The following is a 24803-nucleotide window of genomic DNA, read 5'->3' as shown; positions in this document are numbered from 1 at the left end:
GATGGTATTTTAAGGAGAAGATGATGGATATTCAACTTATGGCAGCGTTGGGCAAGGCGGGTGCGGCGGCCGCACTCGGGCTTTCCGCGGCGGGCTCGGCCCTGGGCACGGGCACAGCCGGCATGGCCGCCATCGGGGCGTGGAAAAAACGCTACGCCCAGAACAAAGCCGCGCCCTTCATTCTCATCACCTTCATCGGCGCGCCGCTGTCGCAGACCATTTACGGCATGATTCTGATGAACGCGATGGTGGGCCTCTGCAACGATGCTCTGGCAGCCGCAGCGCAGGGAGGCGCCGCGGCCATGATCAACTGGCCGGCCATGCTGGTGGCCGGGTTCATCGGCGGGCTTGCCATGGGCGCTTCCGCCTACTTCCAGGGCAAGGCCGGAGCGGCGGCGTCCGACGCGTTGGGCGAGACCGGCCAGGGCTTCGGCAACTATCTGATGACACTCGGCGTTGTGGAGACCGTGGCGCTCTTTGTCATGGTCTTTATCCAGGGGACACTCGCAGCAGGGGGATAGCGGGATGGCACTGGTTGTTTGCGCGGATTGCGGAAACAGTGTTTCGGACGCGGCACCGGCGTGCCCGCATTGCGGCCGTCCGGCGCCTGTGGAAGTAGATGCTCCGCCAGGGGCAAAGGTGAATATACCGCGGGGGGATTCCTCGCTCCTGCTCATGGCCGCGGCCGGCATCCTGCTGGCCGCCGGGTTGGGCATGCTGCTGCTTGGCAAGGCGGCCTGGGCCTCGGCCTGCCTGCTCACGGGCATTGTGCTGGGCGTGGCCGGGCGGTTCACGGCGCTTATCCGGCGGCGCAAGGGCTAGCACGCGCACATCAGGCCGCGCCGGCAGCCCCGAAATAACCCCGACGTCTACTTCTATTTGAGTGATGGATCTGAGAAACGCCGCTGTGGTGCGGCGTTTTCCGGCTACCTTCCTTCGAGCTGCGCCTGATACCAGGCGTAGCTGCCCGCCACGCCGTCCTCCAGAGTGATGGAGGGCGCGAACCCCATGGCTGTGAGCCTGGACACGTCCAGCACCTTGCGCGGCGTACCGCCCGGCTTAGTGTCGTCCCAGACGATCGGCCCCTCGAACCCCACCACGCGCCGTACCGTGTCGGCCAGCTCGGCAATGGTCATGTCCTGGCCGGTGCCCACGTTGACCAGCTGCGGGGGCAGCTCCTCGCCGCGTTCCAGCACATGCACGCAGGCGCGGGCCAGATCGTCCACGTGCATCATCTCCCGGCGCGGCGTGCCCGTACCCCACAGCCGCACGGCCACGGCGGCGGGGTCCTGCACTTCCAGCGTATCGTCCAGGGTCAGGCTCTCGCGCACGTCTTGCGGGATGGAGCCCCAGCGCTCCACGTCCCTGCGGATGGCGTCCGCATCGCCGGCCGCGGCCAGTTTGGCCAGGTGGAACTTGCGGATCATGGCCGGGAGCACGTGGCTGCCTTCCAGGCCGAAGTGGTCGTTCTCGCCGTACAAGTTGGTGGGCATGAGCGCCCAGAACTTTGTGCCGTACTGCCCGTTGTAGTGCTCGCACATCTTCACGCCGGCGATCTTGGCGATGGCGTAAGCCTCGTTGGTCTTTTCCAGATCGGAGGTCAGTAGATATTCTTCGCTGATGGGCTGCGGGCAGAACTTGGGGTAGATGCATGACGAGCCCAGGAAGACGAGGCTGCGCACGCCCTGCCTGTACGCCGCGTGCAGGATGTTGGTCTGGATGGCAATGTTTGTGTAAATGAACTCGGCCGGATGGGTGGCGTTGGCCAGGATGCCGCCCACCTTGGCCGCGGCCAGGATCACGTGGTCCGGCCTGGTCTCGGCAAAGAACGCCTCCACATCGGCCTGGCGGGTGAGGTCCAGCTCCCTGGAGGTGCGGAAGACGAGGTTGGCGTAGCCCCGGGACTCCAGCTGACGGCGGCAGGCCGAGCCCACCATGCCGCGGTGGCCGGCGATGTATATGGTGTCCGTCTTGTTCATGGCGATGTCCTTGCCGGTGGATTGTAAGTAATTCCGCACAGCCTAGCCGTTGTGCGGCAGCAGGGGCAAGGTGAAATCCAATGAGAGAACAAGTCGGTGCAGGACCGCGCCCGGAGAGGCGCACAGGCCGCCACGTCATACTGCCCGAACGTCGCAATGCCGCCGGTCGCCGGTCCGAACTACTCCCCGATGATCTTGACGAGCACGCGCTTGTTACGGCGGCCGTCGAACTCGCCGTAGAAGATGCGCTCCCAGGTGCCCAGGTCCAGCTTGCCATTGGTGATGGCGACCACGACCTCGCGGCCCATGATCTGGCGCTTCATGTGCGCGTCGGCATTGTCCTCGCCCACGTTGTGCTGGTAGCCGGCAACAGGCTCGTGCGGGGCCAGCTTCTCCAGCCACTTCTTGTAGTCGTGATGCAGGCCGGACTCGTTGTCATTGATGAACACGGAGGCCGTGATGTGCATGGCGTTGACCAGCACCAATCCTTCCTGGATGCCGGACTCGCGCAGGCACTCTTCCACGTCCGGAGTGATGTGCACGAAGTCCATGCGCGCCGGGACATTGAACCAGAGCTCTTTACGGTATGATTTCATGGAGTTCTCCTGAGAATGAAGGCAGTGTTGCATTTTCCGGGAACGGTAGCGCATGGGGTCGGCTGTGACAATTCGCGCCGCGCTCTGCCCAAAAGTGGTGCAAAAGGATATAATTCGGGTGAATTTTGTGCAATAATATGGCGTTTACCAAGCAACCCCCTTGCCAGGGCGGTGCTGCACAGGTAGGAAGTGTTTCTTTCGGCAGGCCTCACAGCCCACCAGTCGTGCGGCAGGGCTGCCGCGCCACAGTCACGACCAGCATAGAAATTAAGGAGCTGATTGCCATGAACCGTATTTTTTCTCGTCCCCTGCGCCTTGCCACGGGTCTTTTCCTTTGTGTCCTCGTCCTTGCCGCCGGCTGCTCGCAGGAGCCGGCCACGAAGAGCGATACCGGCGACAAGTCCGAACCCGCGATGCATGTGGCCGTGGTTGACGAGTCCCGCGTGTTCAACGAGTCCAACGCCGGCCTCGAGGGCGTGAAGATGCTCAACGAGCTGAACAAGTCCCTGCGCGAGCAGCTGACCGCGATGCAGACCAAGGCCCAGAATGGCACTGACCAGGATGTGGCCGGCTTCCGCGGCGCCGTGCAACAGTACCAGGACATCATGAACAACCAGCAGCGCGCCCTGTACGACGCCGTGCAGGAGAAGTACGTGAGCGTGCTTACCAAGTACCGCGAGGACCACGGCATCGCTGTCGTCTTCGGCCAGGAGAACGCGGTTTCCTTCGATCCTGACGTGGACATCACGACCCAGGTCATCGAAGCGCTGAACGCCGCCAAGGTCGAGCTGCCCGAGATCGACCCGGCGACCTTTGACCTGACGCCCAAGCCGGCTGCCGAAGAAGCCCCGGCCGCGCAGGAGTCCTCAATGGAAAAGACCGCTCCGGAGAACGCCACGGCGGCTCCTGCCACTGAGGCCCCCGAAGCGCCTGCCGCCGAGAATGCCTCTGGCGCCAACGCTACAGGTGCCAACGCCACCGAGTAGCGCGCAGCGTTTCTGACGCACCATTCGAAGAGCGGTCCCTGCATGGGGGCCGCTCTTTTTTGTTGGTCAGACAAGATCAGGACGGTGGGGCAGCAGGGATACGCGCCGGGAAAGACGGATACTCGGGCAGGATGCGCCCGGAAAGTTGAAACAGGAAAGCCGCGGGCGTTTCAGATCAGCGCTCGGGCCTGTCGCCTATGGGCGCGCCGGTAGAGTGGGACGCACAGCCGCAGCACGCGCTCTGGCCGGCGGCCTGTCTGTTGGGCTCGCGTTCGTCTGGCGTGGGGCAGCAACCGCCGCAGGAGCCGCACGTTTCCCTGTGCATGGCCTGGCGGTAGAGCTTGCGGCCGGCGTAAATCGCCGCGAGCAGGACGATGATGGCGACGATGGCAGTATCAAGGCTCATGGAGCACTCCGGATGGTTTTTTGTGTTCATTGAGAAGTATTCTCAACAAAAGAATCATACCAAATCGGTGCGCTGTCAACCGGAAGCGTGAGAAACTTTCTCAAGCAACCGTGAGCAAGCCGGGTGACTGAACGAGCGGAAGAGGCGACGGCGGGATCAGACCCGCAGGTCGGCGATCAGGCGTTTGGGCTTGATGAAGAGGTCCAGCACATTCGTGATGTCGGTGGCGACGATATCCGCGGCGACCAGTGCGGCGGTTGCTGCGCACTCGGCCTGGATGATGGCGATGCCCAGGGCAGCGGCGCGCAGAGCCGGGGCGTCGTTGCGGCCGTTGCCCACAAACACGACGTCGTGCTGCAGCGCGCGTACAAGGCGGGCCTTGGCCTCGTCCTCGTCCACCGAACGGTCCTGCCGCATGGCCAAGTTGTGAACCGTGGCGGGCAACCCGTCCATGGCGTGCTCCACCGTGCCGCAGGTATCGGCCGTCGCCACCACGATGTCCAGGGATTTGGACAGCTCCCGCAGCCGTTCGGACACGCCGGGCAGCAACGCGCCGTCGCAGGCCAGGGTGCCGTTGTAGTCCAAAACCAGCGTCCGCACACGCAACACGCGGAGCCCGGGTATCTGAATCTCGATCATGCGCGTCTCCTTACCGAAGCGAGCAACTGTCGCAGTCCGAGGGGCCTTGCCCCTCGGGCACCCCACCAGGGAGCATTGCTCCCTGAACCCATTTCTGGAGTCCAGGGGAACTGAGTTCCTCTGGCAGGGAGGCTGAGGGACAGCGTCCCTCAGTACGCCTTTGGAATCAAGCCCTAGAACGATCGTTTGTCGATGACGCGTTTCATTTTTTCTTCGCCGCGGGGCAGGGTGCGTTTACCGACCAGGGAGACTTCGAAGCCCACGCCGAGCTCGGAGGCGAGGCGCTTTTTGAGCGAGGCGAGGAACTCCTGGCTTTCGCGCATCTGGTCGAAGAGGATAGACTCCGAGACTTCCAGGTGGATGGTGGCGCGGTCCAGGTGTCCGGCGTCGCGTTCCACCACGATCTGGAAGCGGGGCACGGCGCCTTGGGCGTCCATGAGGATCTGCTCCACCTGCGAGGGGAAGACATTGACGCCTTTGATGGTGATCATGTCGTCCACGCGGCCCAGGATGCGGCTGATGCGGTGGTGGGTGCGGCCGCAGGGGCAGGGCTCCACGATGCGGCGGGTGAGGTCCCCGGTGCGGAAGCGGACCATGGGGAAGGCTTCCTTGGTGAGCGTGGTGATGACAAGCTCGCCCACCTCGCCGTCGGGCACGGGCTCGCCGGTGTCTGGGTTGACGATCTCGAAAAGGAAGGCGTCTTCGTTGACGTGCAGGCCGCCTTGCTCCAGACACTCGCCGGCAACGCCGGGCCCCATGATTTCGGACAGGCCGTAGTTGTCCGTGGCTGTGATCTTGAGCCGGGACTCGATCTCCCGGCGCATGTTCTCGGACCAGGCCTCGGCCCCGAACAGGCCCCAGCGCAGGGTCAGGGCGTTGGGGTTGATGCCTTCCTCCTCCATGACGTCGGCCAGGTGCAGGGCGTAGCTGGGCGTGCAGGCCAGGGCGGTGGTGCGGTAGTCCTGCATGATCGCGAGCTGCTTCTTGGTGTTGCCGCTGGAGCTGGGGATAACGGACGCGCCCAGGCGCTCGGCGCCGTAGTGGTGGCCGAAGCCGCCGGTGAACAGGCCGTAGCTGAAGGCGATCTGCAGGACGTCGTCCTGGTCGAGCCCGGCCATGCAGAGGATGCGCGCGTCCAGATCGGACCACTGCTTCACGTCGTTCCTGGTGTAGCCGACCACAACGGGCCGGCCCGAGGTGCCGGAGGAGGAGTGCAGCCGGACCACCTCGCGCAGAGGCACGGCAAAGAGGCCGTAAGGGTAGTTCTCGCGGATATCGGCCTTGGTGGTGAAGGGGATGCGGGTCAGGTCGTCCACGCTCAGGAAAGAGTCGGGGTCGATGTCGTGCTCCTCGAAGCGCGCGCGGTAGAGGGGCACGTTTCTGGAGACGCGGAAGAGGGTGGCCTGGAGGCGTTCGAGCTGGAGCTGGGTCAGCTCCTCGCGGTCCATGCATTCGATGTCTTTTTGCCAATACATGCGTGTACCCCTTTACATTTCCCGGGCTACATCGCGCCCCAGGTAGGCGCGTTGGACGTCGCGGTTGGCCAGGAGGTCGTCGGCCGGTCCCTGGAGCACCACGCGGCCGGTCTCCAGCACGTAGCCGCGGTCGGCGATGCGCAGGGCGTTCTTGGCGTTCTGCTCCACCAGCAGCACAGTGAGGCCGAAGCGCTCCTTGAGCTCCACGACGTGGCTGAAGATGTCGCGGGCGATACGCGGCGCAAGGCCCATGGACGGCTCGTCCAGAAGCAGCAGGCGCGGCTTGGCCATGAGCGCCCGGCCGATGGCGAGCATCTGCTGCTCGCCGCCGGAGAGCGTGCCGGCCAACTGGCGGCGGCGCTCGGCCAGCACCGGGAACATGGCGTAAATCTGATCGATGTCGCGGCGGGTTTCTTCCTTGCTCTTTCGTACGTACCCGCCCAGGGCCAGGTTGTCGGCCACGCTCATGGGGCCGAACACCAGCCGGCCTTCCGGCACGTGGGAGACGCCCATGCGCACGATGCGCTCGGCGCGGGCCTTGTGGATGTCCTTGCCCTCGTAGGAAACACTGCCGGACGCGGGCCGCACCAGGCCGGAGATGGCCGTGAGCAGGCTGGTCTTGCCGGCGCCGTTGCCGCCGATAAGGGCGACGATCTCGCCGGCATTCACGTGCATGGAGACGCGCTTCACGGCGTGGATGCGGCCGTAGAAGATGTCCACGTTGCGCAGGGTGAGGAGGGAAGATTTACTCATGCGCCTGCCTCCTCGTGGGTGGTTTCAGGAAGATCATCCTCATCGTCCTCGCCCAGGTAGGCGGCGATGACGCGCTCGTCCTGCTGGATTTCGGCCGGCGTGCCCGTGGCCAGCACCTGGCCAAAGGAGAGCACGGTGATCTCGTCGCTCACGGACATGACCAGGTCCATGTCGTGCTCCACCAGGGCGATGGTCAGGCCAAGCTCGCTGCGCATGCGGGCGATGAGCTGGCCGAGGTTCTTGGTTTCGCGCATGTTCAGGCCGGCGGCCGGCTCGTCCAGCAGCACCACGGAGGGGCTGGCGGCAATGGCGCGGGCCAGCTCCAGGGCGCGTTGCCCGCCAAAGGGCAGGTCTCCGGCCGGGCGGTCCAGCGGGCCGTCGTACCCCACGAACTCCAGGGCGCGGCGCGCCGTGTCCTCGTGCTCGCGCTCCTGCCGGGTGTAGCGCGGCGTCTTGAACAGCGCGTCCAGGAAACCATACTCGATGGTCCGGTGGCAGCCGGTGAGCACGTTGTCCAGCACGCTCATATTCGTGAAAATTTCGAGGTTCTGGAAGGTCCGCACCAGACCGGCTGCGGCGCGTTTGTGCGGGGCCTGGTCGTTGATGGGTGCTCCATTGAAGCGTATTTCGCCGCCGGACGGTGTGACCAGCCCGGTGACGGCGTTGAAGAGCGTGGTCTTGCCGGCGCCGTTGGGGCCGATGACCGCGGTGATGGAGCCTGCGGCCACATCGAAGTCCACGGCGCTCAGCGCTACCACACCGCCGAAGCGCACGCCCAGATCCCGGCAGGAGAGCACTGTCTCAGCCATCGCTCTCCTCCTTGCGCGATTTGAGCCGGCCGGCCAGGCTTGTGATTCCGCCCACAATGCCCTGGGGCAGGAACATCATGCAGACCACGAGGATGGCGCCGAAGAGCAGGATCTCGATGTTCTCGAACACGCGCAGGAACTCGGGCAGGGAAGTGAGGAAAAACGCGCCGACCACCGAGCCCCAGAGCGTGGCCATGCCGCCCAGCACCACCATGGTCAGGAGCTCCACGGAGTAGAGGAAGCCGAAGCTCGAAGGCGCGATGAAAGTAAGGTAGTGCGCGTACAGGAACCCGGCCAGGCCGGCAAAGGCGGCCGAGAGCACGAAGACCATGAGCTTGTAGCGGGCAATGTCCACCCCGGCTATCTGCGCGGCCTTTTCGCTGGTGTGCAGGGCCTTGAGCGCGCGGCCGAAGCGGGAGTCGATGAGGTTGCGCGAGATGAAGATGACCAGGGCCAGGGCCGTGGCCACCAGGTAGTAGTAGGACAGGTCCGACTGCACGGTGACGCCGAAGAGTGAGAGCCGCGGGATGCCCACAAAGCCGGAGGGGCCGCCGGTAAGGGAGATGGTTTCGTTGAAGAAGATGAAGACCACGAGACCGAAGCCCAGGGTGGCCATGGCCAGGTAGTGGCCGGTGAGCTTGAGCGTGGGGATGCCGATGATCAGCGCCACCAGGGCGGAGCCGCCCACGGCGATGACCAGGCCCAGCTCCATGGGCAGGCCGAACGTGGCCGTGGCCACGGCTGTTGCGTAGGCGCCCAGGCCGTAGAAGGCGGCGTGGCCCAGGGATATCTGGCCGGCGTAGCCCATCAGCAGGTTCAGCCCGGCCGCGATGATCGCGTTGATGCAGCAGAGGATGAGCACGCTCACGTAGTACTCGTTGGAGAGCAGGAACGGCAGCACCAGCAGCAGGCCGAGGAACACTGCCGGGACCAGCAGGCTTTTGGAGATGGCGCGCAGCATGGCCCTAGACCCGCTTGACCTGCGCCCGGCCGAACAGGCCCGAGGGTTTGACGAAGAGCAGGAGCAGCAGCACGATGAAGGCGAAGGCGTCCTTGTAGCCGGAGGAAATGAGCCCGGCGCCGAAGGACTCCAGCACGCCGATGATCAGCCCGCCGGCCGCCGCACCGAAGGGGTTGCCCAGCCCACCCAGAATGCATGCGGCAAAGCCTTTGAGCCCCAGCATGATGCCCCGGTCGTAGGAGGTGAGAGTGAGCGGCGCAAGGATGATGCCGCCCACGGCCCCCACGAAAGCCGAAAGCATGAATGAGAACAGCACCATGCGCTCCACGCTGACGCCCACCAGGTAGGCGGCCTTGCGATCAAAGGAGCAGGCGAGCATGGCCTTGCCGAACAGCGTCCGTTTGAAGAAGTAGCGCAGCGCCGCGAGGATCAGCCCGGTGATGGCCAGAATCCAGACGCTCTGCGGCATGAAGGACGCGCCGGCCAGGGCGATGGGCGTCTCGCCGGAAAAGTGCGGCAGGGCGAAGGTGTCCTTGCCCAGTGTGAGCATGACAATGCCGCGGATGACGATGGAGACGCCGATGGTGATGATGATCAGCTGGATGGAGGAGCCGCCCTTGACCGGTCGGATGGTGAGGCGCTCCATGAGCGCGCCCACGATGGTGGTGGCGACGATAGCGCCCAGCAGGGCCAGGGGCAGCGGAATGCCCGAGGCGTACAGGAACACGGCGAGCATGCCGCCCAGCATCACGAACTCGCCCTGGGCGAAGTTGATGATGCCGGTGGTGTTGAAAATAATGGTGAAGCCAAGCCCGGTGAGGCCGTAGGTGGCGCCGACCGTGAGGCCGGAGATGAGGTATTGCAGGTAGCTTGAGAACATGTGTGTGTCTGTGGGCTTGGTCCGGTGCGTTTACGAGGCCGCCATATTTGTTGCGGCAGCGGGTCCTTGTCAAGAAGAAGGGCGCTTTCCGCGGCATTTGGCCGAGGCAGCGCCCTTCCCTTCAAAAATGCTCTTCTGGGCCGTGGCAGCGTCAGGCTCGCCCCGCCCGGAGGTCAAATATTTTTTGGATATACGCCCTCCGCGCAGAGCTCGCCGTCCTTGCCCCCAAGCCAAATTTCTCTTGTCGAGAAGGCGATTCGCCGAATTATTCCACGATCTTCCAGTCGCCGTTCTCGATAATGACCATCTCGAAGGCCGAGGCGTCCAGGCCGTTGTGGTCCTCGGCCGAGAAGTTGAAGACGCCGCCGGTGGCCACGAAGTTGTCGATCTTCTCGATGTTGTCGCGGATGGACGTGGGATCGGCGGTGCCGCCCATCTCGATGGCCTTGGTCACGAGCATCAGGGCGTCGTAGGCGTAGCCGCCAAAGGAGGAGATGGGCTGGTTGAACTCGGCCTCGTACTCCTCGATGTACTCGGTAACCACGGGCTTCTGCGGGTTGTCGTCGGATATCTGGTTCGCCACGATGAGCCGTCCGGCCGGCAGCAGCAGGCCTTCGGAGGCGGAGCCGGCGAGCTCGATGAACTTCTTGGAGGCCACGCCGTGGCTCATGTACAGGGGCGTGTCCATGCCGAGCTGTACGCGGTTCTTGGCGATGACGGCCGGGCCGGGGTTGGTGCCCCAGCAGATGATCGCGTCGGGGTTCTTGCCCTTGATGGAGGTGAGCTGCGCGGTCATGTCCGTATCCTTGGGACCGTACACCTCGTCGGCCACCAGGGTGAAGCCCATTTCGGGAACCAGCTCCTGCAGCACGGCGCGGCCGGCCTGGCCAAAGCCGTTGGACACGGTGATGATGGCGATGTTCTTGTAGCCCTGCTCCTTGGCGTGCTCCAGGATGCGCGTTACGGCGTGACGGTCGGACTGCGGCGTCTTGAAGACCCAAGGGTTCACCGGGTTCACGATTTTCTCGGCAGCGGCGCAGGAGATGAGCGGCACCTTGGCGGCCGGGAACTTGTTCATCACGGCCAGGGTGTTGCCGGAGACCGAGGGCCCGATCACCGCGACCACATGGTCCTTCTTCAGCAGTTTGTCCACGGCAAGCACGCACTTGTTCACGTCGGTCTCGTCGTCGTAGACGATCATCTCGATCTGACGGCCGAGCACGCCGCCGTTCTCGTTGATCATGTCGGCCAGCATGAGCGCCGTGTTCTTTTCAGGCTCGCCTAGAAACGACGCCGGACCGGTGACGGAAAAGACGGCGCCGATCTTGATGGGCTCTTCGGCCTTTGCGGAGAGCGGCACCAGCAAAAGGGCGAGGGTGAGAAGGAGACGACGGATGGTCATGGCTGACTCCTTTAAAAAGGTGTGGGCGATCCGCGCGATCAAAATTATACGCATGCGCGTAGGGTCCGGGGCATATACCGCCGCTCAACTATTTTGGCGATTCTGTCAAGTGCAGAACATGAATTCACAAGCCAGGATTCCCAGCAAAATTGACCAGAAAGCCTGCGGGAAGGGTGATCCGCGAAGTATCGATTCGCCTTCGGGCACATGACAAGACAGCAGGCGATACCGGCGCAGGTTCACTCCTGCGCATAAGAAAACGCCCTGCCCGGAGCGATCCGGGCAGGGCGTTGCAGAGTCAGTTTGTTTGCGCGAACTGCAGAGCTACTCCATGACCTTCCAGTCGCCGTTCACGATTTCGACCATCACGAAGGCCGAGGCGTCCAGCCCGTTATGGTCCTCCGGGCTCAGATGGAAGACGCCGGCCGTACCGATGAAGCCGTCGACCTTCTCCAGGTTGTCGCGCAGGGCCTGGGGCGAGGTGTCGCCGCCGGAGAGGCTGGTGGCCGCCGTGAGCAGGCCGATGGCGTCGTAGGCGTGTCCGCCGAAGGTGGAGACCGGGCTCTTGAAGGTCTCTTCATAGACGTTCTTGTACATCATGAGCACGGGCTTCTGCGGGTTGTCGTCGGCAATCTGGTCGGCCACGATGAGCCGGCCGGCCGGCAGCATCAGGCCCTCGGCAGCGTCGCCGGCGAGCTCGATGAACTTCTTGGAGGCCACACCGTGGCTCATGTACAGCGGGGTCTCGATGCCGAGCTGCATGCGGTTCTTGGCGATGACGGCCGGGCCGGGGTTGGTGCCCCAGCAGATGATCGCATCAGGGTTCTGCTCTTTGATGGAGGTGAGCTGCGCGGTCATGTCCGTGTCCTTGGGGCCATAGACCTCGTCGGCCACGATCTCCATGCCGAAGTCCGGGATGAGCTTCTGCAGGAAGTCACGGCCGGACTGGCCGAAGCCGTCAGACACGGTGATGATGGCGATGCGCTTGTAGCCCTGCTGTTTGGCGTGCTCCAGGATGCAGCCCACGGCGTGGCTGTCCGAAGGCGTGACCTTGAAGACCCAGGGGTCCTGCGGGTTCACGATCTTTTCCGAGGAGGCCATGGACAGGAGGGGGATGCCGGCCGAGGAGGCGATGCGCGTCACGGCCAGGGTGTTGCCGGAGGTGGTGGGGCCGATGATCGCGTCCACCTTGTCCTTGCGCACAAGCTTCTGCACAGCCAGGACGCATTTGTTCACGTCGGTCTCGTCGTCGTAGAAGAAGAGCTCCACGGGCTTGCCGTCCAGGCCGCCGCCGGCGTTGAGCTTCTTCACGATCATGATCATGGTCTGCTTTTCCGGCTGCCCCAGGAAGGAGGCCGGACCGGAAGCCGAGGCCACGGCGCCTATGCGCAGGGTGTCCTGCTCCGCCGCCTGTACGGACGCGGGCATCAGGAATGCCGCAAAAACAAGGAAGACGACGAGCTTATGCAAGGTGGATGACATGGTCTGCTCCTGGCTCGGGGTTCTTGGCTGTTGATATGTGTCAGTGATGTGGCGTGTTTCTGCGTCGGAGTCAAGGCAAGGGGCGTACGCCGCTGATTCCGGGAGGCTGTTCAAAAACCACGCTGGCTGCGTTGCTTCTAAAAGTTCAAACCCTCACGTATTCCTGATACGCATCGGCCTTGAACTTTTCTGGCTCCTTGCCAGCGTGGTTTTTGAACAGCCTGTTTGTCGTTTTAGCTCCGCCGGTTCAAGGATATCCCGGATCGGGCGCCAGCCCGCCGGACCCTGCCTGGGCGTTGGCCAGGGCGTCGCAGCGCTCGTTCTCCGGGTGGCCGCTGTGGCCGCGCACCCAGTGGAACGAGACGTTGTGCGTGTCCAGCAGCGCGGACAGCTGCGTCCAGAGGTCCTGGTTTTTCACAGGCTTGTTGCCGGCAGTCTTCCAGCCTTTCTTTTTCCAGCCTTTGAGCCAGCCCTTCTCGATGGCGTTGCGCACGTAGAGCGAGTCCGTATAGACCTGCACGGTGCACGGCCGGGTCAGCGCCTCCAGGGCGCGGATCACGGCGAGCAGCTCCATGCGGTTGTTGGTGGTCAAAGAGTGGCCGCCCACCAAGGTTTTCTCGTTGCCGTCCCAGTCCATGATGGCGCACCAGCCGCCGGGGCCAGGGTTGCCAAGGCACGAGCCGTCCGTGTGTATGGTCACGGTTTTTTCGGATGTCATGATTGCTCGCAGGCGCCGCGGCCTTATGCGGCCCGGCGCGGTAAAAGGATACGAAAAAAGGTCAGCCGTGGGTTGCGTTGGCGTTCTGAACCGGAGCGCGGTGCTCCAGGCTGCTCGACGCGTCGCCGTTCGGGACAGCCTCGTGCTCTTCCGGCTTCATGAGCGCGTCCCAGATGTCGGCCAGGGCGAGCACCAATCCTTTGGGCCAGTCCCCGCTTTCGAAGTACGGCGGGAAGTGCTCGTCCTCCAGACGCTTGCGAAACGCGTCGCCCACGGCCCGTTCCACGAGCGGCGGAAAGACAACGATAGCCTTCTTGTCCGCCAGGTTCAGCCCGATGAAGAGCGTCTTGGTATCGAGCTCGGGCATGTCCAGCTCGCCGTCGGCGATCTGGAGCTTGACGGTAATGCCCAGCTCGTCATCGAACATGTCCGTAAAGCGGGAGAGGGCCTTGGTCTGGCCAGAGTTCAGGGTCCCGGTGCGGTCCCATACGGCCCCGCGGGCCTTGAGCTTCTTCACCGTCATCTGGGTATTCAGCCAGAACAGCCAGCCGCACACGGCGAAAACGGCGATGAGCAGCATGAAGCGCAGAAACTGCTCGCCGAAGGTTTGGCCGCGGACCAGCGGTGTGCGTTTGCGTCCGAAGAAAAGTCCCATGGGTAAAGGGTGATATCATCCGCCGCGCAAGGCTTCAATGGGATTCATGGCCGCTGCGCGCCGGGCTGGCCTGAGGCCGAAGAGCACGCCGATGACCAGGGCCGCGAGCAGGGAGTAGATGAGCACGCGGCTGGAGAGCTCGATCTTGAGCACGCCGAGGCTGGTGAGCGCCTGGCCGATGCCCACGCCCAGGGCCACGCCGAGCACCGCGCCGGCCAGGGTGAGGATGACCGACTCGGCCAGGAACTGGATCATGATGTCCCGGCTTTTCGCGCCGCATGCTTTTTTCAGGCCGATCTCCTGGGTGCGCTCGGAAACGCTCAGGTAGAAGAGGTTGGCCAGGACAAAACCGCCCACCAGGATGGCCACCGTGGCTGTGACGCCCAGAAAGGCCACCAGGCTGCCGGTGAGCATGGACAGGAACTTGAGGATGGTCTCGGGCGTGAGGATGGTGAAGTCGTCCGGCTCGCCGGGCTTTAAGTTGTGCAGATGGCGCAACAGGGACTTGAGGTTCTCGGCGTAGGCGTCCATGTACTGGGGATCGTAGAACTTCACGCGCAGGGCGCGGAAGTACTTGCGGTCCATGTTGAAGCGTTGGGTCAGCGTGGTCAGGGGGATGATGAGGCGGTCGTCCAGGTCGCCGCCCCCGCCGGTGGAGCCGCCGCGATAGGAGAGCAGGCCCACGATCTGGATGGGCACGTCGTTGATGAAGACTGTCCGGCCCAGGGGAGACTTGTCGCCGAAGAGCTTATGCGCCGGGGTGTTGCCGATGAGCCCGACCTTGGCGCCCAGATCCACGTCGCGCCTGGTCAGGTCGCGGCCCTCGGCCAGGGGCCAGTCCCAGGCGTCGGCGTAGTTCTGCGTAGCTCCCACCACCACGGGCAGGTCCACGCTCTCGCTCTGGTACTTCAGCTTTACGTCGCGCTTGGCGCGCATGGGCACCACCATGTATGCGCCGGGCAGGGACTGGCGCAAGGTCTCGGCGTCCTGCCAGGAGAGGGTCAGCGTGCGCTGGCCCACGGCGCGGCTCTGAATGTCCCCGCCCAGGATGAACGCGGCCTCCGGTCCGAAGCGGTCCACCACCTCCCGGGCGCGTTGCTGCGCGCCGTCCACCGCGGCCACGATGAGCGTGAGCGAGGCGATGCCCAGCCCCACGGCGGAGATGACGAAGAGGGCGCGCAAACGGAAGGTGAGCACGGCGCGCACCGCCATGTCCACCACGCGCATGGTGACCAGTACGGGTTTGAACAGGGACATCGCTACCTAATAATACATGGGCGGCGCGATCCGCCGGTTACGATCATTGTGAGCAGGGCCAAACCGGAATGGCCGGAATGGCCGACGCTCCAGATGATGACAAAGGTGTCGCGATCCATGTCACGCCGAGAGCCTGTCGGTTATGCGGCCGTCTTCCATGAGCAGCCGGTGGTGGGCGTGGGCGGCCGTGGCCTCGTCGTGGGTGACGAGGATGACCGTGGCCCCCTGCTCGTGCACCTGGTTGAGCAGGGCCATGATCTCGGTGCTCGTATTGGAGTCGAGCTGGCCCGTGGGCTCGTCGGCGAGGAGCAGGGACGGGTTGTTGACCAGGGCCCGCGCCAGGGCCACGCGCTGCTGTTGTCCACCGGAGAGCTGCGAGGGCTTGTAGCCCATGCGGTCCGAGAGGCCCACCATGGCCATCAGGTCCTTGGCCCGCTTGACCAGGACCGAGTGGGATACGCCGCCGTAGAGACCCGGCATCATGACATTATCCAGAGCCGTGATGTACGGGACCAGGAAGAAGGACTGGAACACGAAGCCGATCTTGTGGTTGCGCACCTCGGAGGTCTCGTTGTCCGGCAGGCTGGAGACGTCGCGTCCTTCCAGGGCGTAGCGGCCGGCGCTGGGCCGGTCCAGCAGGCCGATGATGTGCAGCAGGGTGGACTTGCCCGAGCCCGAGGTGCCCTGCAGGGCCAGGAACTCCCCGGCATTCACCGTGAGGTCGATGGAGTGCAGCACCGTGGTCTCGCCGCTGGGTTCATCGTCTTTTGCGCCCTCCATCCGCGGGTAGCTCTTCCGGATGCCTTCAAGCACGATGAGCGGCGCGCCGGTTGCAGTGGGTGTGGGGGGCGCGGCTGTTTTCCTGGCGCTCATCGGCTGCCTCCGCCGGCCGGGGCGGGTTGCTGTTGCGGCAGCACAAGCTGCGTGGCCACGCGATCCCCGGCTGACAACCCGGACGTCACCTCGCTGTGGGTCAGGCCCTTGAGCCCCAGCTTCAGCCCGTTCCTCTCGGTGATCTTCTCCACCGTGGCGTTCTCGCCCAGGCCGGTGGTGCGGAACACGGCCTGCTCGCCGGCCACCCACTTCAGCGCGGTGTTGGGCAGGGCCAGCACGTGGTCCTTTGTGGTCACGATGACGCGGCACTGGGTGGTCATCTCGGGCCGCAGCAGCTCGGCCTGCTCCTTGGAGATGTGGCAGAGCACCTGGTAGTAGACGATGTTGTCGCGAATCTCGGGCTCGGGGTAGATCTGGTCCACCTCGCTCTCAAAGGTCCTGTCCGGGTAGGCGTCCACGGTGAACTCCACCTTCTGGCCGGGCTTAACGCGGCCCACGTCGGTCTCGTCCATGTATATCCACATCTCCAGGCGGGTGGGGTCCAGCACGGTGATCAGGTTGGCGACCTGCAGGCCGGTGACCACGGTCTCGCCCTCCTGGGCCGAAACTTGACTGACCACGCCGTCGATGGGGCTGTATATTCTGGTGTACGAGATGCGCACGCGGAGGGCCTCGATCTCGGCCTCGCGGCGGTCCACCTCGGCCTGGGCGGTATCGGCGGTCTGGATGGCGTTCTCCAGCGTGTCGCGGTCCACGAGCTTCTTGTTGTAGAGCTCGCGCTGGCGCTCCATGTTGCGCTGGGTGTACTGCGCCTTGGCCTTGGCCATATCCAGGTCGGCCTGGGTCTGCTTGAGCTGGGCCTGAAGCTCGCGGTCGTCGATGGCGGCGATGAGCTGGCCCTTGTCCACATGGTCGCCCACGCGGAAGGGCAGGTTCACGATCTCGCCGGTGGCGCGCACGCCAATCTTGACCACGGCGCCCACCTGGGACTTGATGATGCCTGTGGCCTCCAGCACCTCGCGCACTTCTCCGTAATCAAGGGTCGCGGTGTCGAGAACGCGTATGTCGCCGGCTACGTCGCGGTGTTGATACCACCACCAGCCGCCGCCGGCGAGGGCGGCCAGGAGAATGAGAACGAGCAGGGTGCGCATGTTGCGAAGTAACCTCCAAGGGGGTTGGGATATGGAAGATAACTGTATAAGATGGGGCAAAGAACGTCCATGCGGTCAATTTTTTTTCATATTGTCTTCAGGCCGCGTACATCTTGACTTGCGTCGTGGCCTCGGGTAACTAGCTGCCTCTTTATGTGCTGACCCTGGGAGAATTGCGTGTTTGAAAGCCTTTCCGATCGCCTGAACGGCGTCTTCAAGAAGTTCCGCGGGCAGGGACGCCTGGATGAGGAAAACATCCGGGCGGGGCTGCGCGAGGTTCGGCTTGCGCTTTTGGAAGCGGACGTCAACTACAAGGTGGTCAAGGACTTCGTGGACCGTGTGCGCGAGCGCGCCATGGGCCAGGACGTCCTCAAGAGCCTGACGCCCGGCCAGCAGGTGGTGAAGATCGTCCATGACGAGCTCGTGGAGCTCCTGGGCGGCGAGCAGCAGGACCTGGAGCTCCGGGCCAAGGGTCCGGCGGTCATCATGATGGTCGGCCTGCAGGGCTCCGGTAAGACCACCACCACGGGCAAGCTCGCGCTGCATCTGCGCAAGGACCGCAAGATGAGTCCGCTCATGGTCCCGGCGGACGTCTACCGTCCCGCGGCCATCCAGCAGCTCACCTCCCTGGGCAAGCAGCTCGACATGCCGGTGTTCGCATCCTCCACCGAGATGAATCCGGTGGACATCGCCAAGAACGCCGTGGCCCAGGCAGAGGCCGAGGGCCAGGACGTGGTGATCCTGGACACCGCCGGCCGGCTGCACATAGACGAACATCTCATGGAGGAGCTCGCGAACATCAAGGCCGCGGTCTCCCCCAACGAAATACTTTTCGTGGCCGACGCCATGACCGGTCAGGACGCGGTCAACGTGGCGGATCGCTTCAACGATCTTCTCGACGTTTCCGGTATCGTGCTGACCAAGATGGACGGCGACGCCCGCGGCGGTGCCGCGCTTTCCATCAAGAGCGTCACGGACAAGCCCATCAAGTTCGTGGGCGTGGGCGAGAAGCTCTCCGAGCTGGAGATCTTCCACCCGGATCGCATCGCCGGCCGCATTCTCGGCATGGGCGACGTGATGACGCTCATCGAGAAGGCCCAGACCGAGATCGACGAGGAAGAAGCCGAGGCCATCGGCAAGAAGATGCAGCGCGCGGAGTTCGACTTCGAGGACTTCCGCAAGCAAATGCGCCGGCTCAAGAAGCTCGGCTCGCTCGATTCGCTCATGAAGCTCATTCCCGGCATGGGGTCTGTCCGCGAGAAGCTGGGCGACCTGAACGTGCACGAGAAGGAGCTTGGCCGCGTGGAGGCCATGATCAACTCCATGACGGCTCAGGAGCGCCGCCAGCCCAAGGTCATCAACCCCAGCCGCCGCGAGCGCATCGCCAAGGGCTCCGGGGTGGACGTCCAGGACGTCAACCAGCTCATCAAGAACTTCGACAACATGCAGAAGATGATGAAGAAGATGATGGGCGGCGGTAGCAAGGGCAAGAAAAAGCGCATGCCCCAGATGCCCGGCATGGGCGGCGGAATGCCCGGCATGCCCGGTATGGGTGGCATGGGCGGCATGGGTGGACTGCCCGGCATGGAAGGCATGCCCGGCATGGAGGAGGGCCCGGCGCCCAAGCGCACCGGCTCCACCAAGGCCGACCGCAAGAAGAAGAAGCAGAAGCGCCAACAGCGCAAAAAGAAGAAATAACCAGGGATTCCCAAAAGTTCGGGACACCCTGACTGCCGATCCGGATCGATCGGACAAGACCACTCAACAAGGAGTACTCCGGCTATGTCTCTCAAAATCCGTTTGACCCGCATGGGTTCCAAGAAGCGTCCCTTCTACCGCATCGTTGCGCTGGACAGCGCTACCCGCCGCGACGGCCGCCCGCTCGACTACCTGGGACATTACAATCCCATGGTTGACCCGGCCGAGATTAATGTGGATAACGATAAAGTGAAGCTGTGGATGGATCGGGGCGCCACGCCTTCGGACACGGTCAAGTCGCTGCTGAAGAAAGCCGCCACTGCCGAGTAAGTCCGGAAGACGGGCCGTCTCAACGGGGATGGGTCCACGGCCTCTGCTGCATCGATTCTCATTGCACATGCACTAGCGGAAGCGGAGGTTACCATCATGAAGGAACTCATCGAGTACATTGCGAAGTCTCTCGTGGACGACCCTGACAGTGTGCAAGTGACCGAGGTAGAGGGCGAACAGACGTCCGTTCTGGAGCTCAAGGTGGCCAAGGAAGACCTTGGCAAGGTGATAGGCAAGCAGGGCCGTACGGCCCGCGCCATGCGCACCATCCTGGGAGCAGCCTCCACGAAAGCCAGAAAGCGGGCTGTTCTCGAGATCCTCGAATAAGATTCCTCGCGTTGCCGGCGACGTGACTGGTCCAGAAGGCCCCGAAAGGGCGGATGGATTGATGCGCGCTCAAGGCAGCCGGGGATTTTTCGGCTTGTAAGGGCACGGGGCGGCTTCGGAATGCGAAGGCGCCAGGAAGGTTCCGCCGCGAGGGATTCCCCCGCCGGATTCCGCCCCGCCTGCATACCCCCACCTTCGACCAACCCGCGTGGCACAAGACCATGGCCGACAAGGCTTCTCCTCTTTTTGTGCTCATCGGCCGCGTGGCCAAGGCGCACGGCATCTACGGCGACATCGTAGCGGATCTCTACGCCGAGTCGCCCGCGATCCTGGACCACGTGGGTGAGCTCTACCTGCGTAGCGAGCCGGCCGGCTCCTATCCGGACGAGGACACCACCGATGTGGAACCGCCCAGGCGCGTGCGCGTGCATGCTTGGCGCGAGCATCAGGGCCGGGCGCTCCTCTCTCTGAAGGGCCTGCGCGACCGCAACGGGGCCGACGCCCTGCGCGGCTCCACCATCTGGGTCCGCGCCGACGAGCTGCCCGAGCCGGACGAGGACGATGTCTTCCTGTACGAGCTCGACGGGCTGGAGGTCTTTACCGAGGACGGCGCGCGCATCGGCACGGTGGAGGACCTCATGGAGACGGGCCACTCCGGCCAGGAGGTCTGGGTCATCCGCGGCGACGGCGGCGAGGAGATACTTTTCCCGGCCGAGCCCGAGTTCGTGCTGGAGCTCGATCCCGATGCCAGACGCGTGGTCATTGCGCCGCCGCCTGGTCTGCTGGAGCTGTACCGCGAGCCGGAGGACACCGCCGGCAAGCAACCGGACGCGGACAAGCCGCAGGACGCCTAGAGCGCCGGCCGGTAGTTCGCTTTCCACAGGGTTTCACCGCCATGCACTTCTCCATCTGCACGCTCTTTCCCGAGTTTTTCGACAGCCCGCTTGCCGTGGGGCTGTTGGGTCGTGCCGTGGAGGAGGGCGTGCTCAGCGTGGAGCGGGTCAACCCCCGGGACTTCACCGAGGACAACCACCGCACTGTGGACGACCGTCCATACGGCGGCGGCCCCGGCATGGTCATGCTGCTGGACCCCATGCTCAAGGCGCTGGGCCACGTGGAGCAGCGCGGCGGCCGCGGCCGGACCATTCTGCTCACACCGCGGGGCCGGCCCCTGGACCAGAATCTGGCGCGAGAGCTGGCAGGCGAGGAGCGGCTTACCGTGATCTGCGGCCGGTACGAGGGCATGGACGCACGCCTGGGCGATCTCGTGGAGATCGAGGAAATTTCCGTGGGCGACTTCGTGCTCAGCGGGGGCGAGTCCGCAGCGTGCTGCCTGCTGGAGTCCGTGGGGCGGCTGCTGCCCGGCTTCATGGGGCACGAGGAATCCGGGGACGAGGAAAGCTTTGCCCTGGGCCTGCTGGAGTACCCGCATTACACCCGGCCCGAGGTGGTGCACGACGAGAAGGGCAGAGAGCTGCGCGTGCCCGAGGTGCTGCTCTCCGGCGACCACAAGCGCATTGCCGCGTATCGGCGGGAGCTGGCCCTGGCCACCACATGGGAGCGCCGGCCCGAGCTTTTGGCCACGGCGCCGCTCACGCAGCAGGACGTGGAATCTCTGCAGGAGCGGCGCGCGCACTCGCCAAAACCGGCGCGCGGGCGTAATCTATACCTTGTTCTGGCGCACCATCCGGTGCTGAACAAAGAGGGTGAAGAGGTGGCGGTTTCGTTGACGAACCTCGACATCCATGATATTGGCCGCGTTTCCCGTTGTTACGGGCTCGGTGGATTTTTTATCACGACCCCTCTGGAAGATCAGCGCCGTCTGGCAGCGACTCTTTTGGAGCACTGGACCGGCGGAGCCGGCTCCGTAGCCAATCCGGACCGCGCCGAGGCGCTATCCGGGGTGGGTGTGGTCGCGAGCATTCCCGAGGCTCTGGACGCGATACGGGACCGCGCCGGACGCGATCCGCTGGTGTACGCCACCAGCGCACGGATTGCACTGGAGCGGCGCCGCGGCGGCAAGCGGAAAAAGACGGCGATGCCAGAGTCCGTCACCATTCCGCAGGTTGGCGAGGCGTTGGATGATCGACCAGTCGCGCTGCTTATGGGCACCGGCTCCGGGTTGGCCCCCGGCGTCGTGCGCGCGGTCGATGCGGTCGTAAGGCCGCTCAGGCCCTTTGCGGATTACAATCACCTCTCGGTCCGTTCCGCCACGTCCATTCTGGTGGACCGGATCCTGGGGGACACCGAGTAGTGTCGCGCTCCGCAATACGGAATCGGCGTTGCGACACGAAGCCCGCCGCGTGCGGGCGCAGGCCGGGAGCGCGTTTCCCGGCGTAGCGGAATTTCACATCAGACGGCGGCGACGTCCTGCACAACAGGCCGGACCGACCCGCGACGAGGAGAAACGGTCATGGAAGCCATCAAGAAACTCGAGCGCGAACACCTTCGTTTGGATCTCCCGGATTTCAACCCGGGCGACACCGTCAAGGTCCACTTGCGCATCATCGAGGGTGAGAAAGAGCGTATCCAGGTCTTCCAGGGCACGGTTATGCGCATCCGCCGCGGCACCACCAACGCCACCTTCACCGTGCGCAAGATTTCCGACGGCATCGGCGTCGAGCGCGTCTTCCCCTTCCACACGCCCTTCATCGAGCGCGTCGAGGTGGTGACGGAAGGCAAGGTCCGCCGTGCGAAGCTGTACTACCTGCGTGGCCTGAAGGGTAAAGCCGCCCGGATCAAGACCAAGAATCTCTGGGAAAAGAAGAAGTAAGAGCGCTTCATGGCCGATGGCGAATCGAGCCGGATCCAATGCAGATTGCTGGATCTGCCGACGCGCGGCTACTTCTGGGAGCGATTCCCACAGCCGCATGCAGGCGTGGACGAGGTGGGCCGGGGCTGTCTGGCCGGTCCTGTCGTCGCCGCCGCCGTGATTCTGCCGCCTGAGCTCAAGGCGTATAAGCCGCGGCTGACCGATGCGTCCGCCGCGGCGAAAAAGCGCGCCCGGAAGCAGTTCGGTCTGCCCGGCCTGGACGGTCTTGCCGACTCCAAGACGCTGGACGCCGCCAGGCGCGAGGATCTTGCCGCGCGCATCAAGGGCTGCTGTCTGGCCTGGGCAATCGGCGTGTGCTGGCCGCGCGAGATAGAGCGGATCAACATCCACCAGGCCAGCCTGCGCGCCATGGAGCGCGCGCTGAGCCGTCTCTGCTCGGTTCCGGCGTTCGTGGCCGTGGACGGGACGCACCCCGTGCCCGTGGCCCTGCCGCAGCAGCCATTTGTGGACGGCGACGCCCTGGTGCCTTCCATCGCCGCCGCATCCATTGTGGCCAAGACGGTGCGCGACCGGATGATGGTCGCCCTGGACAAGCGCTTTCCCGGCTACGGCTTTGCCAACCACAAGGGCTACGCCACGGAAGAGCACCGCGAGGCCATCTGCCGGCTGGGCGCTTCCATCATGCACCGGCGCAGCTTCAAGGGCGTGGACGAGAAGTACCTCAAGGAGCGCGACTCGCTGTGCCTGCCCGGCATCTGAAGCGCGGCGCCCGCGGCGAGGAGGCGGCAGCCAGGCATCTGGCCGCCAAAGGATACGCCCTGAAGCACCGGAACTGGCGCCACGCGCAGCTGGAGCTGGACATTGTCTGCATGGACGGTCCGACCCTCGTCTTTGTGGAAGTGAAAACCCGCGACGCGGGCGGCATGGCCACGCCGGCAGACGGCCTGACCCATGCCAAGCAGGAGCGCCTGTGCCGCGCAGCAGCGGCGTATCTTTCCGAACACGGCCTCTGGGAGACGCCCTGCCGGTTCGATCTTGTAGCGGTCACCGCTGCCGAAGACGGTTTTGAAGTGGAGCACGTACCCGATGCATTCCAATGGTCCCCGTCTCTTCGTGGTGGCGACGCCTCTTGGCAACCTTGGTGACATTGCGCCGCGGGCCAGGGAAGTCCTCGCATCCGCAGACCTCGTCCTTGCAGAGGACACCCGCCGCGCCGGACTGTTGTTCCAGCACCTGGGCCTAGCTTCCCCCTCCTTTCTGAGCCTGCACGAACATAACGAGACTGCGCGTATTCCCGAGGTGCTCACCCACCTGGAGGAGGGCGCGACCATCGCCCTGGTTTCGGACGCCGGCACCCCGCTCATCGCCGACCCCGGCTACCGCCTGGTGCGCGCCTGCCGCGAGGCCGGCTACCAGGTCAGCCCCGTGCCCGGGCCATCAGCCGTTGCCACCGCGCTCAGCGCCTCGGGCCTGCCGCCGTATCCGTATGTTTTTCTGGGATTTCTGCCGCGCAGCAGCGGGGAACGCCGCCGCACTCTGGAGCCGTATGCCGGGCTCAAGGCCACGCTGGTGTTCTTCGAGCGGCTTTCGCGATTGCCGGCCACTTTGGAGGACGTGCAGGCAGTTTTGGGAGAACGCGAGGCGTGTGTGGCTCGGGAATTGACCAAGCTTCACGAGGAGTTTATCCTTTTCCGGCTAGGGGATTGGAGTGATCCCGAAGGGACCCTGAAGGGCGAGGCGACTGTCCTCATCGGCCCGCCCGAGGTCCGCGAGGCCTCCGCGAAAGAGGTGGACGGGATCATCGTGGAGGAACGCGCCCTGGGCGGCGGCACCAAGGAGGTGGCGCGCAGGGTTCATGCCCGAGTCGAAGGGTGGACGGTCAAGGAGATATATGAGCGCATCGGCCGGCGATGATAGAACGCTTCTGGGACACGCCCGGCCGCTGATGTCGTGCTTCCTGCGGACGTACTTCGTGGGTGCGGCCTTCAACACGCGCGGCATGCAGAACGTCGGGCTCGTCTTCTCCATGGAGCCGGGGCTCGAGGTCATCTACCCCGATCCTGCCAAGCGCGCTGTCGCCAGGCAGCGGTATCTGAGCCATTACAACACCCATTACTTCTGGACGCCGCTGCTGGTGGGCGTGTTCTTGTCCCTGGAGGACAAAATATCGAAGGGGCTGTTCCCGGCCAATGTCCTCGAGTCCGTCAAGGACACGACGGTCTATACGCTGTCCGCTATCGGCGACTCTGTTCTGACTGGCAGCCTGCTCATGTTCTGGTCGCTGACCACGGCCTTGTTTCTGGCGGCAGGGGCGGGCTGGGCCGCTCTGGTCTGGGGGCTGTTCTGGTTCGTCTCGTTACAGCTTTTTAAGCTGAGCACCTTCCTCATGGGGTATAAGGAAGGGCTCCGGCTCATATCCCGATTGCGCCAATGGAACCTCATCAACTGGGGACGCCGGCTCAAGGTGATCAACGCGCTGATCCTGGTGCTGCTGCTCTACCTGCTGTGGCCGGAGGGCAAGAGCTCGTGGCAATGGCTCGCCGGCGCAGTGGCCCTGGGCCTGTTCGCCTGGCTGGTCAGCCGGCGGCACGTCTCGCGCGAGATTATGGTGCTGGTCCTGCTCGCCTTCTGGTGGTGCTTGCCATGGCTGCAGGAATCGTTGGGCGTTGCGTTTTGAGCAGCACAGGACACG

The 24803-nt window shown here is 64.4% G+C and carries 29 protein-coding genes; 13 read left to right on the top strand and 16 right to left on the bottom strand.

The features are described from left to right. Window positions 1-23: 23 nt before the first annotated feature. Window positions 24-521, top strand: a complete 498-nt coding sequence (locus E8L03_RS09925; protein ID WP_144305905.1) for a V-type ATP synthase subunit K — start codon at window positions 24-26, stop codon at window positions 519-521. 118 nt (window positions 522-639) lie between these two features. Continuing rightward, window positions 640-822, top strand: coding sequence for a hypothetical protein (locus E8L03_RS09920; RefSeq protein WP_144305904.1), 183 nt, complete (start codon window positions 640-642; stop codon window positions 820-822). A gap of 104 nt (window positions 823-926) precedes the next feature. Here the strand turns inward: E8L03_RS09920 and E8L03_RS09915 are convergent, their stop codons facing one another. Together E8L03_RS09915 and E8L03_RS09910 are read right to left on the bottom strand one after the other, a co-directional pair. Beyond that, on the bottom strand, window positions 927-1979 hold the full coding sequence (locus E8L03_RS09915) for a GDP-L-fucose synthase family protein (RefSeq protein WP_171267251.1): 1053 nt from the start codon (window positions 1977-1979) through the stop codon (window positions 927-929). Between the two features lie 179 nt (window positions 1980-2158). Beyond that, window positions 2159-2575, bottom strand: a complete 417-nt coding sequence (locus E8L03_RS09910) for a secondary thiamine-phosphate synthase enzyme YjbQ (RefSeq protein ID WP_171267250.1) — start codon at window positions 2573-2575, stop codon at window positions 2159-2161. 284 nt (window positions 2576-2859) lie between these two features. Here E8L03_RS09910 and E8L03_RS09905 point away from each other — a divergent pair, with 284 nt between their 5' ends. Beyond that, window positions 2860-3561: an OmpH family outer membrane protein gene (locus E8L03_RS09905; RefSeq protein WP_171267249.1), complete on the top strand. Its 702-nt coding sequence runs from the start codon at window positions 2860-2862 to the stop codon at window positions 3559-3561. Window positions 3562-3736: 175 nt separating this feature from the next. On the opposite strand, the gene E8L03_RS09900 is transcribed toward E8L03_RS09905, so the two are convergent. The 14 genes from E8L03_RS09900 to E8L03_RS09835 all read right to left on the bottom strand — a co-directional run bounded on the left by E8L03_RS09900 (window position 3737) and on the right by E8L03_RS09835 (window position 16983). Further along, window positions 3737-3967, bottom strand: coding sequence for a FeoB-associated Cys-rich membrane protein (locus E8L03_RS09900; RefSeq protein ID WP_171267248.1), 231 nt, complete (start codon window positions 3965-3967; stop codon window positions 3737-3739). A gap of 156 nt (window positions 3968-4123) precedes the next feature. Beyond that, window positions 4124-4606 carry an HAD family hydrolase gene (locus E8L03_RS09895; protein ID WP_144233386.1) on the bottom strand — a complete coding sequence of 161 codons (483 nt, stop codon included), beginning with the start codon at window positions 4604-4606 and terminating at the stop codon, window positions 4124-4126. Window positions 4607-4779: 173 nt separating this feature from the next. Continuing rightward, window positions 4780-6081: a phenylacetate--CoA ligase family protein gene (locus E8L03_RS09890; RefSeq protein ID WP_171267247.1), complete on the bottom strand. Its 1302-nt coding sequence runs from the start codon at window positions 6079-6081 to the stop codon at window positions 4780-4782. A 12-nt stretch (window positions 6082-6093) separates the two neighbouring features. Then, the gene (locus E8L03_RS09885) at window positions 6094-6834 is read right to left on the bottom strand and encodes an ABC transporter ATP-binding protein (RefSeq protein ID WP_144233388.1); all 741 of its coding nucleotides are present in this window, start codon (window positions 6832-6834) and stop codon (window positions 6094-6096) included. Beyond that, entirely contained in the window at window positions 6831-7643 is an 813-nt protein-coding gene (locus E8L03_RS09880; RefSeq protein ID WP_144233389.1) for an ABC transporter ATP-binding protein, read from the bottom strand. Before E8L03_RS09880 ends, E8L03_RS09885 begins: the two co-directional genes overlap by 4 nt. Then, complete coding sequence (locus E8L03_RS09875) at window positions 7636-8604, bottom strand: branched-chain amino acid ABC transporter permease (RefSeq protein WP_144233390.1); 969 nt, start codon at window positions 8602-8604, stop codon at window positions 7636-7638. Before E8L03_RS09875 ends, E8L03_RS09880 begins: the two co-directional genes overlap by 8 nt. Before the next feature lie 4 nt (window positions 8605-8608). Next, window positions 8609-9484: a branched-chain amino acid ABC transporter permease gene (locus E8L03_RS09870; RefSeq protein ID WP_144233391.1), complete on the bottom strand. Its 876-nt coding sequence runs from the start codon at window positions 9482-9484 to the stop codon at window positions 8609-8611. Window positions 9485-9749: 265 nt separating this feature from the next. Beyond that, window positions 9750-10886: an ABC transporter substrate-binding protein gene (locus E8L03_RS09865; RefSeq protein WP_171267246.1), complete on the bottom strand. Its 1137-nt coding sequence runs from the start codon at window positions 10884-10886 to the stop codon at window positions 9750-9752. 324 nt (window positions 10887-11210) lie between these two features. Next, window positions 11211-12368 (bottom strand): ABC transporter substrate-binding protein, encoded by a 1158-nt coding sequence (locus E8L03_RS09860; protein WP_171267245.1) that lies wholly within the window; start codon window positions 12366-12368, stop codon window positions 11211-11213. A gap of 247 nt (window positions 12369-12615) precedes the next feature. After that, window positions 12616-13086, bottom strand: a complete 471-nt coding sequence (gene rnhA / locus E8L03_RS09855; protein ID WP_144233394.1) for a ribonuclease HI — start codon at window positions 13084-13086, stop codon at window positions 12616-12618. Between the two features lie 61 nt (window positions 13087-13147). Continuing rightward, window positions 13148-13741: a TPM domain-containing protein gene (locus tag E8L03_RS09850; protein ID WP_144233395.1), complete on the bottom strand. Its 594-nt coding sequence runs from the start codon at window positions 13739-13741 to the stop codon at window positions 13148-13150. 15 nt (window positions 13742-13756) lie between these two features. Further along, window positions 13757-14998: an ABC transporter permease gene (locus E8L03_RS09845; RefSeq protein ID WP_144233396.1), complete on the bottom strand. Its 1242-nt coding sequence runs from the start codon at window positions 14996-14998 to the stop codon at window positions 13757-13759. A gap of 120 nt (window positions 14999-15118) precedes the next feature. Further along, window positions 15119-15871 carry an ABC transporter ATP-binding protein gene (locus tag E8L03_RS09840; protein ID WP_235896468.1) on the bottom strand — a complete coding sequence of 251 codons (753 nt, stop codon included), beginning with the start codon at window positions 15869-15871 and terminating at the stop codon, window positions 15119-15121. Further along, a complete protein-coding gene (locus tag E8L03_RS09835) occupies window positions 15868-16983 on the bottom strand; it encodes an efflux RND transporter periplasmic adaptor subunit (protein WP_171267244.1) in 1116 nt (371 codons plus the stop codon). Before E8L03_RS09835 ends, E8L03_RS09840 begins: the two co-directional genes overlap by 4 nt. 177 nt (window positions 16984-17160) lie before the next feature. Here E8L03_RS09835 and ffh point away from each other — a divergent pair, with 177 nt between their 5' ends. The 10 genes from ffh to E8L03_RS09785 all read left to right on the top strand — a co-directional run bounded on the left by ffh (window position 17161) and on the right by E8L03_RS09785 (window position 24788). Further along, window positions 17161-18681, top strand: coding sequence for a signal recognition particle protein (ffh, locus tag E8L03_RS09830; protein ID WP_144233398.1), 1521 nt, complete (start codon window positions 17161-17163; stop codon window positions 18679-18681). A gap of 84 nt (window positions 18682-18765) precedes the next feature. Next, a complete protein-coding gene (rpsP, locus tag E8L03_RS09825; RefSeq protein WP_144233399.1) occupies window positions 18766-19011 on the top strand; it encodes a 30S ribosomal protein S16 in 246 nt (81 codons plus the stop codon). Window positions 19012-19104: 93 nt separating this feature from the next. After that, on the top strand, window positions 19105-19338 hold the full coding sequence (locus E8L03_RS09820) for a KH domain-containing protein (RefSeq protein WP_144233400.1): 234 nt from the start codon (window positions 19105-19107) through the stop codon (window positions 19336-19338). 221 nt (window positions 19339-19559) lie between these two features. Next, window positions 19560-20192 (top strand): ribosome maturation factor RimM, encoded by a 633-nt coding sequence (gene rimM, locus E8L03_RS09815; protein ID WP_171267243.1) that lies wholly within the window; start codon window positions 19560-19562, stop codon window positions 20190-20192. Between the two features lie 41 nt (window positions 20193-20233). Then, window positions 20234-21592: a tRNA (guanosine(37)-N1)-methyltransferase TrmD gene (gene trmD / locus E8L03_RS09810; RefSeq protein ID WP_171267242.1), complete on the top strand. Its 1359-nt coding sequence runs from the start codon at window positions 20234-20236 to the stop codon at window positions 21590-21592. A gap of 159 nt (window positions 21593-21751) precedes the next feature. Continuing rightward, complete coding sequence (gene rplS, locus E8L03_RS09805; protein ID WP_144233403.1) at window positions 21752-22111, top strand: 50S ribosomal protein L19; 360 nt, start codon at window positions 21752-21754, stop codon at window positions 22109-22111. A 9-nt stretch (window positions 22112-22120) separates the two neighbouring features. Further along, window positions 22121-22870, top strand: coding sequence for a ribonuclease HII (locus tag E8L03_RS09800; protein ID WP_144233404.1), 750 nt, complete (start codon window positions 22121-22123; stop codon window positions 22868-22870). Then, window positions 22852-23256: a YraN family protein gene (locus E8L03_RS09795; RefSeq protein WP_144233405.1), complete on the top strand. Its 405-nt coding sequence runs from the start codon at window positions 22852-22854 to the stop codon at window positions 23254-23256. Before E8L03_RS09800 ends, E8L03_RS09795 begins: the two co-directional genes overlap by 19 nt. Then, window positions 23198-24025 carry a 16S rRNA (cytidine(1402)-2'-O)-methyltransferase gene (rsmI, locus tag E8L03_RS09790; protein ID WP_171267241.1) on the top strand — a complete coding sequence of 276 codons (828 nt, stop codon included), beginning with the start codon at window positions 23198-23200 and terminating at the stop codon, window positions 24023-24025. The genes E8L03_RS09795 and rsmI overlap by 59 nt, the downstream gene beginning before the upstream one ends. Continuing rightward, complete coding sequence (locus tag E8L03_RS09785) at window positions 24003-24788, top strand: PTS system mannose/fructose/sorbose family transporter subunit IID (protein ID WP_171267240.1); 786 nt, start codon at window positions 24003-24005, stop codon at window positions 24786-24788. The genes rsmI and E8L03_RS09785 overlap by 23 nt, the downstream gene beginning before the upstream one ends. Window positions 24789-24803 lie beyond the last annotated feature (15 nt).

It is taken from the genome of Oceanidesulfovibrio marinus, from assembly GCF_013085545.1.
GTDB classification, from domain to species: domain Bacteria; phylum Desulfobacterota; class Desulfovibrionia; order Desulfovibrionales; family Desulfovibrionaceae; genus Oceanidesulfovibrio; species Oceanidesulfovibrio marinus.
The sequence above is the reverse complement of the archived record's forward strand: the minus strand, read 5'-3'. Positions and strand labels throughout refer to the sequence as shown.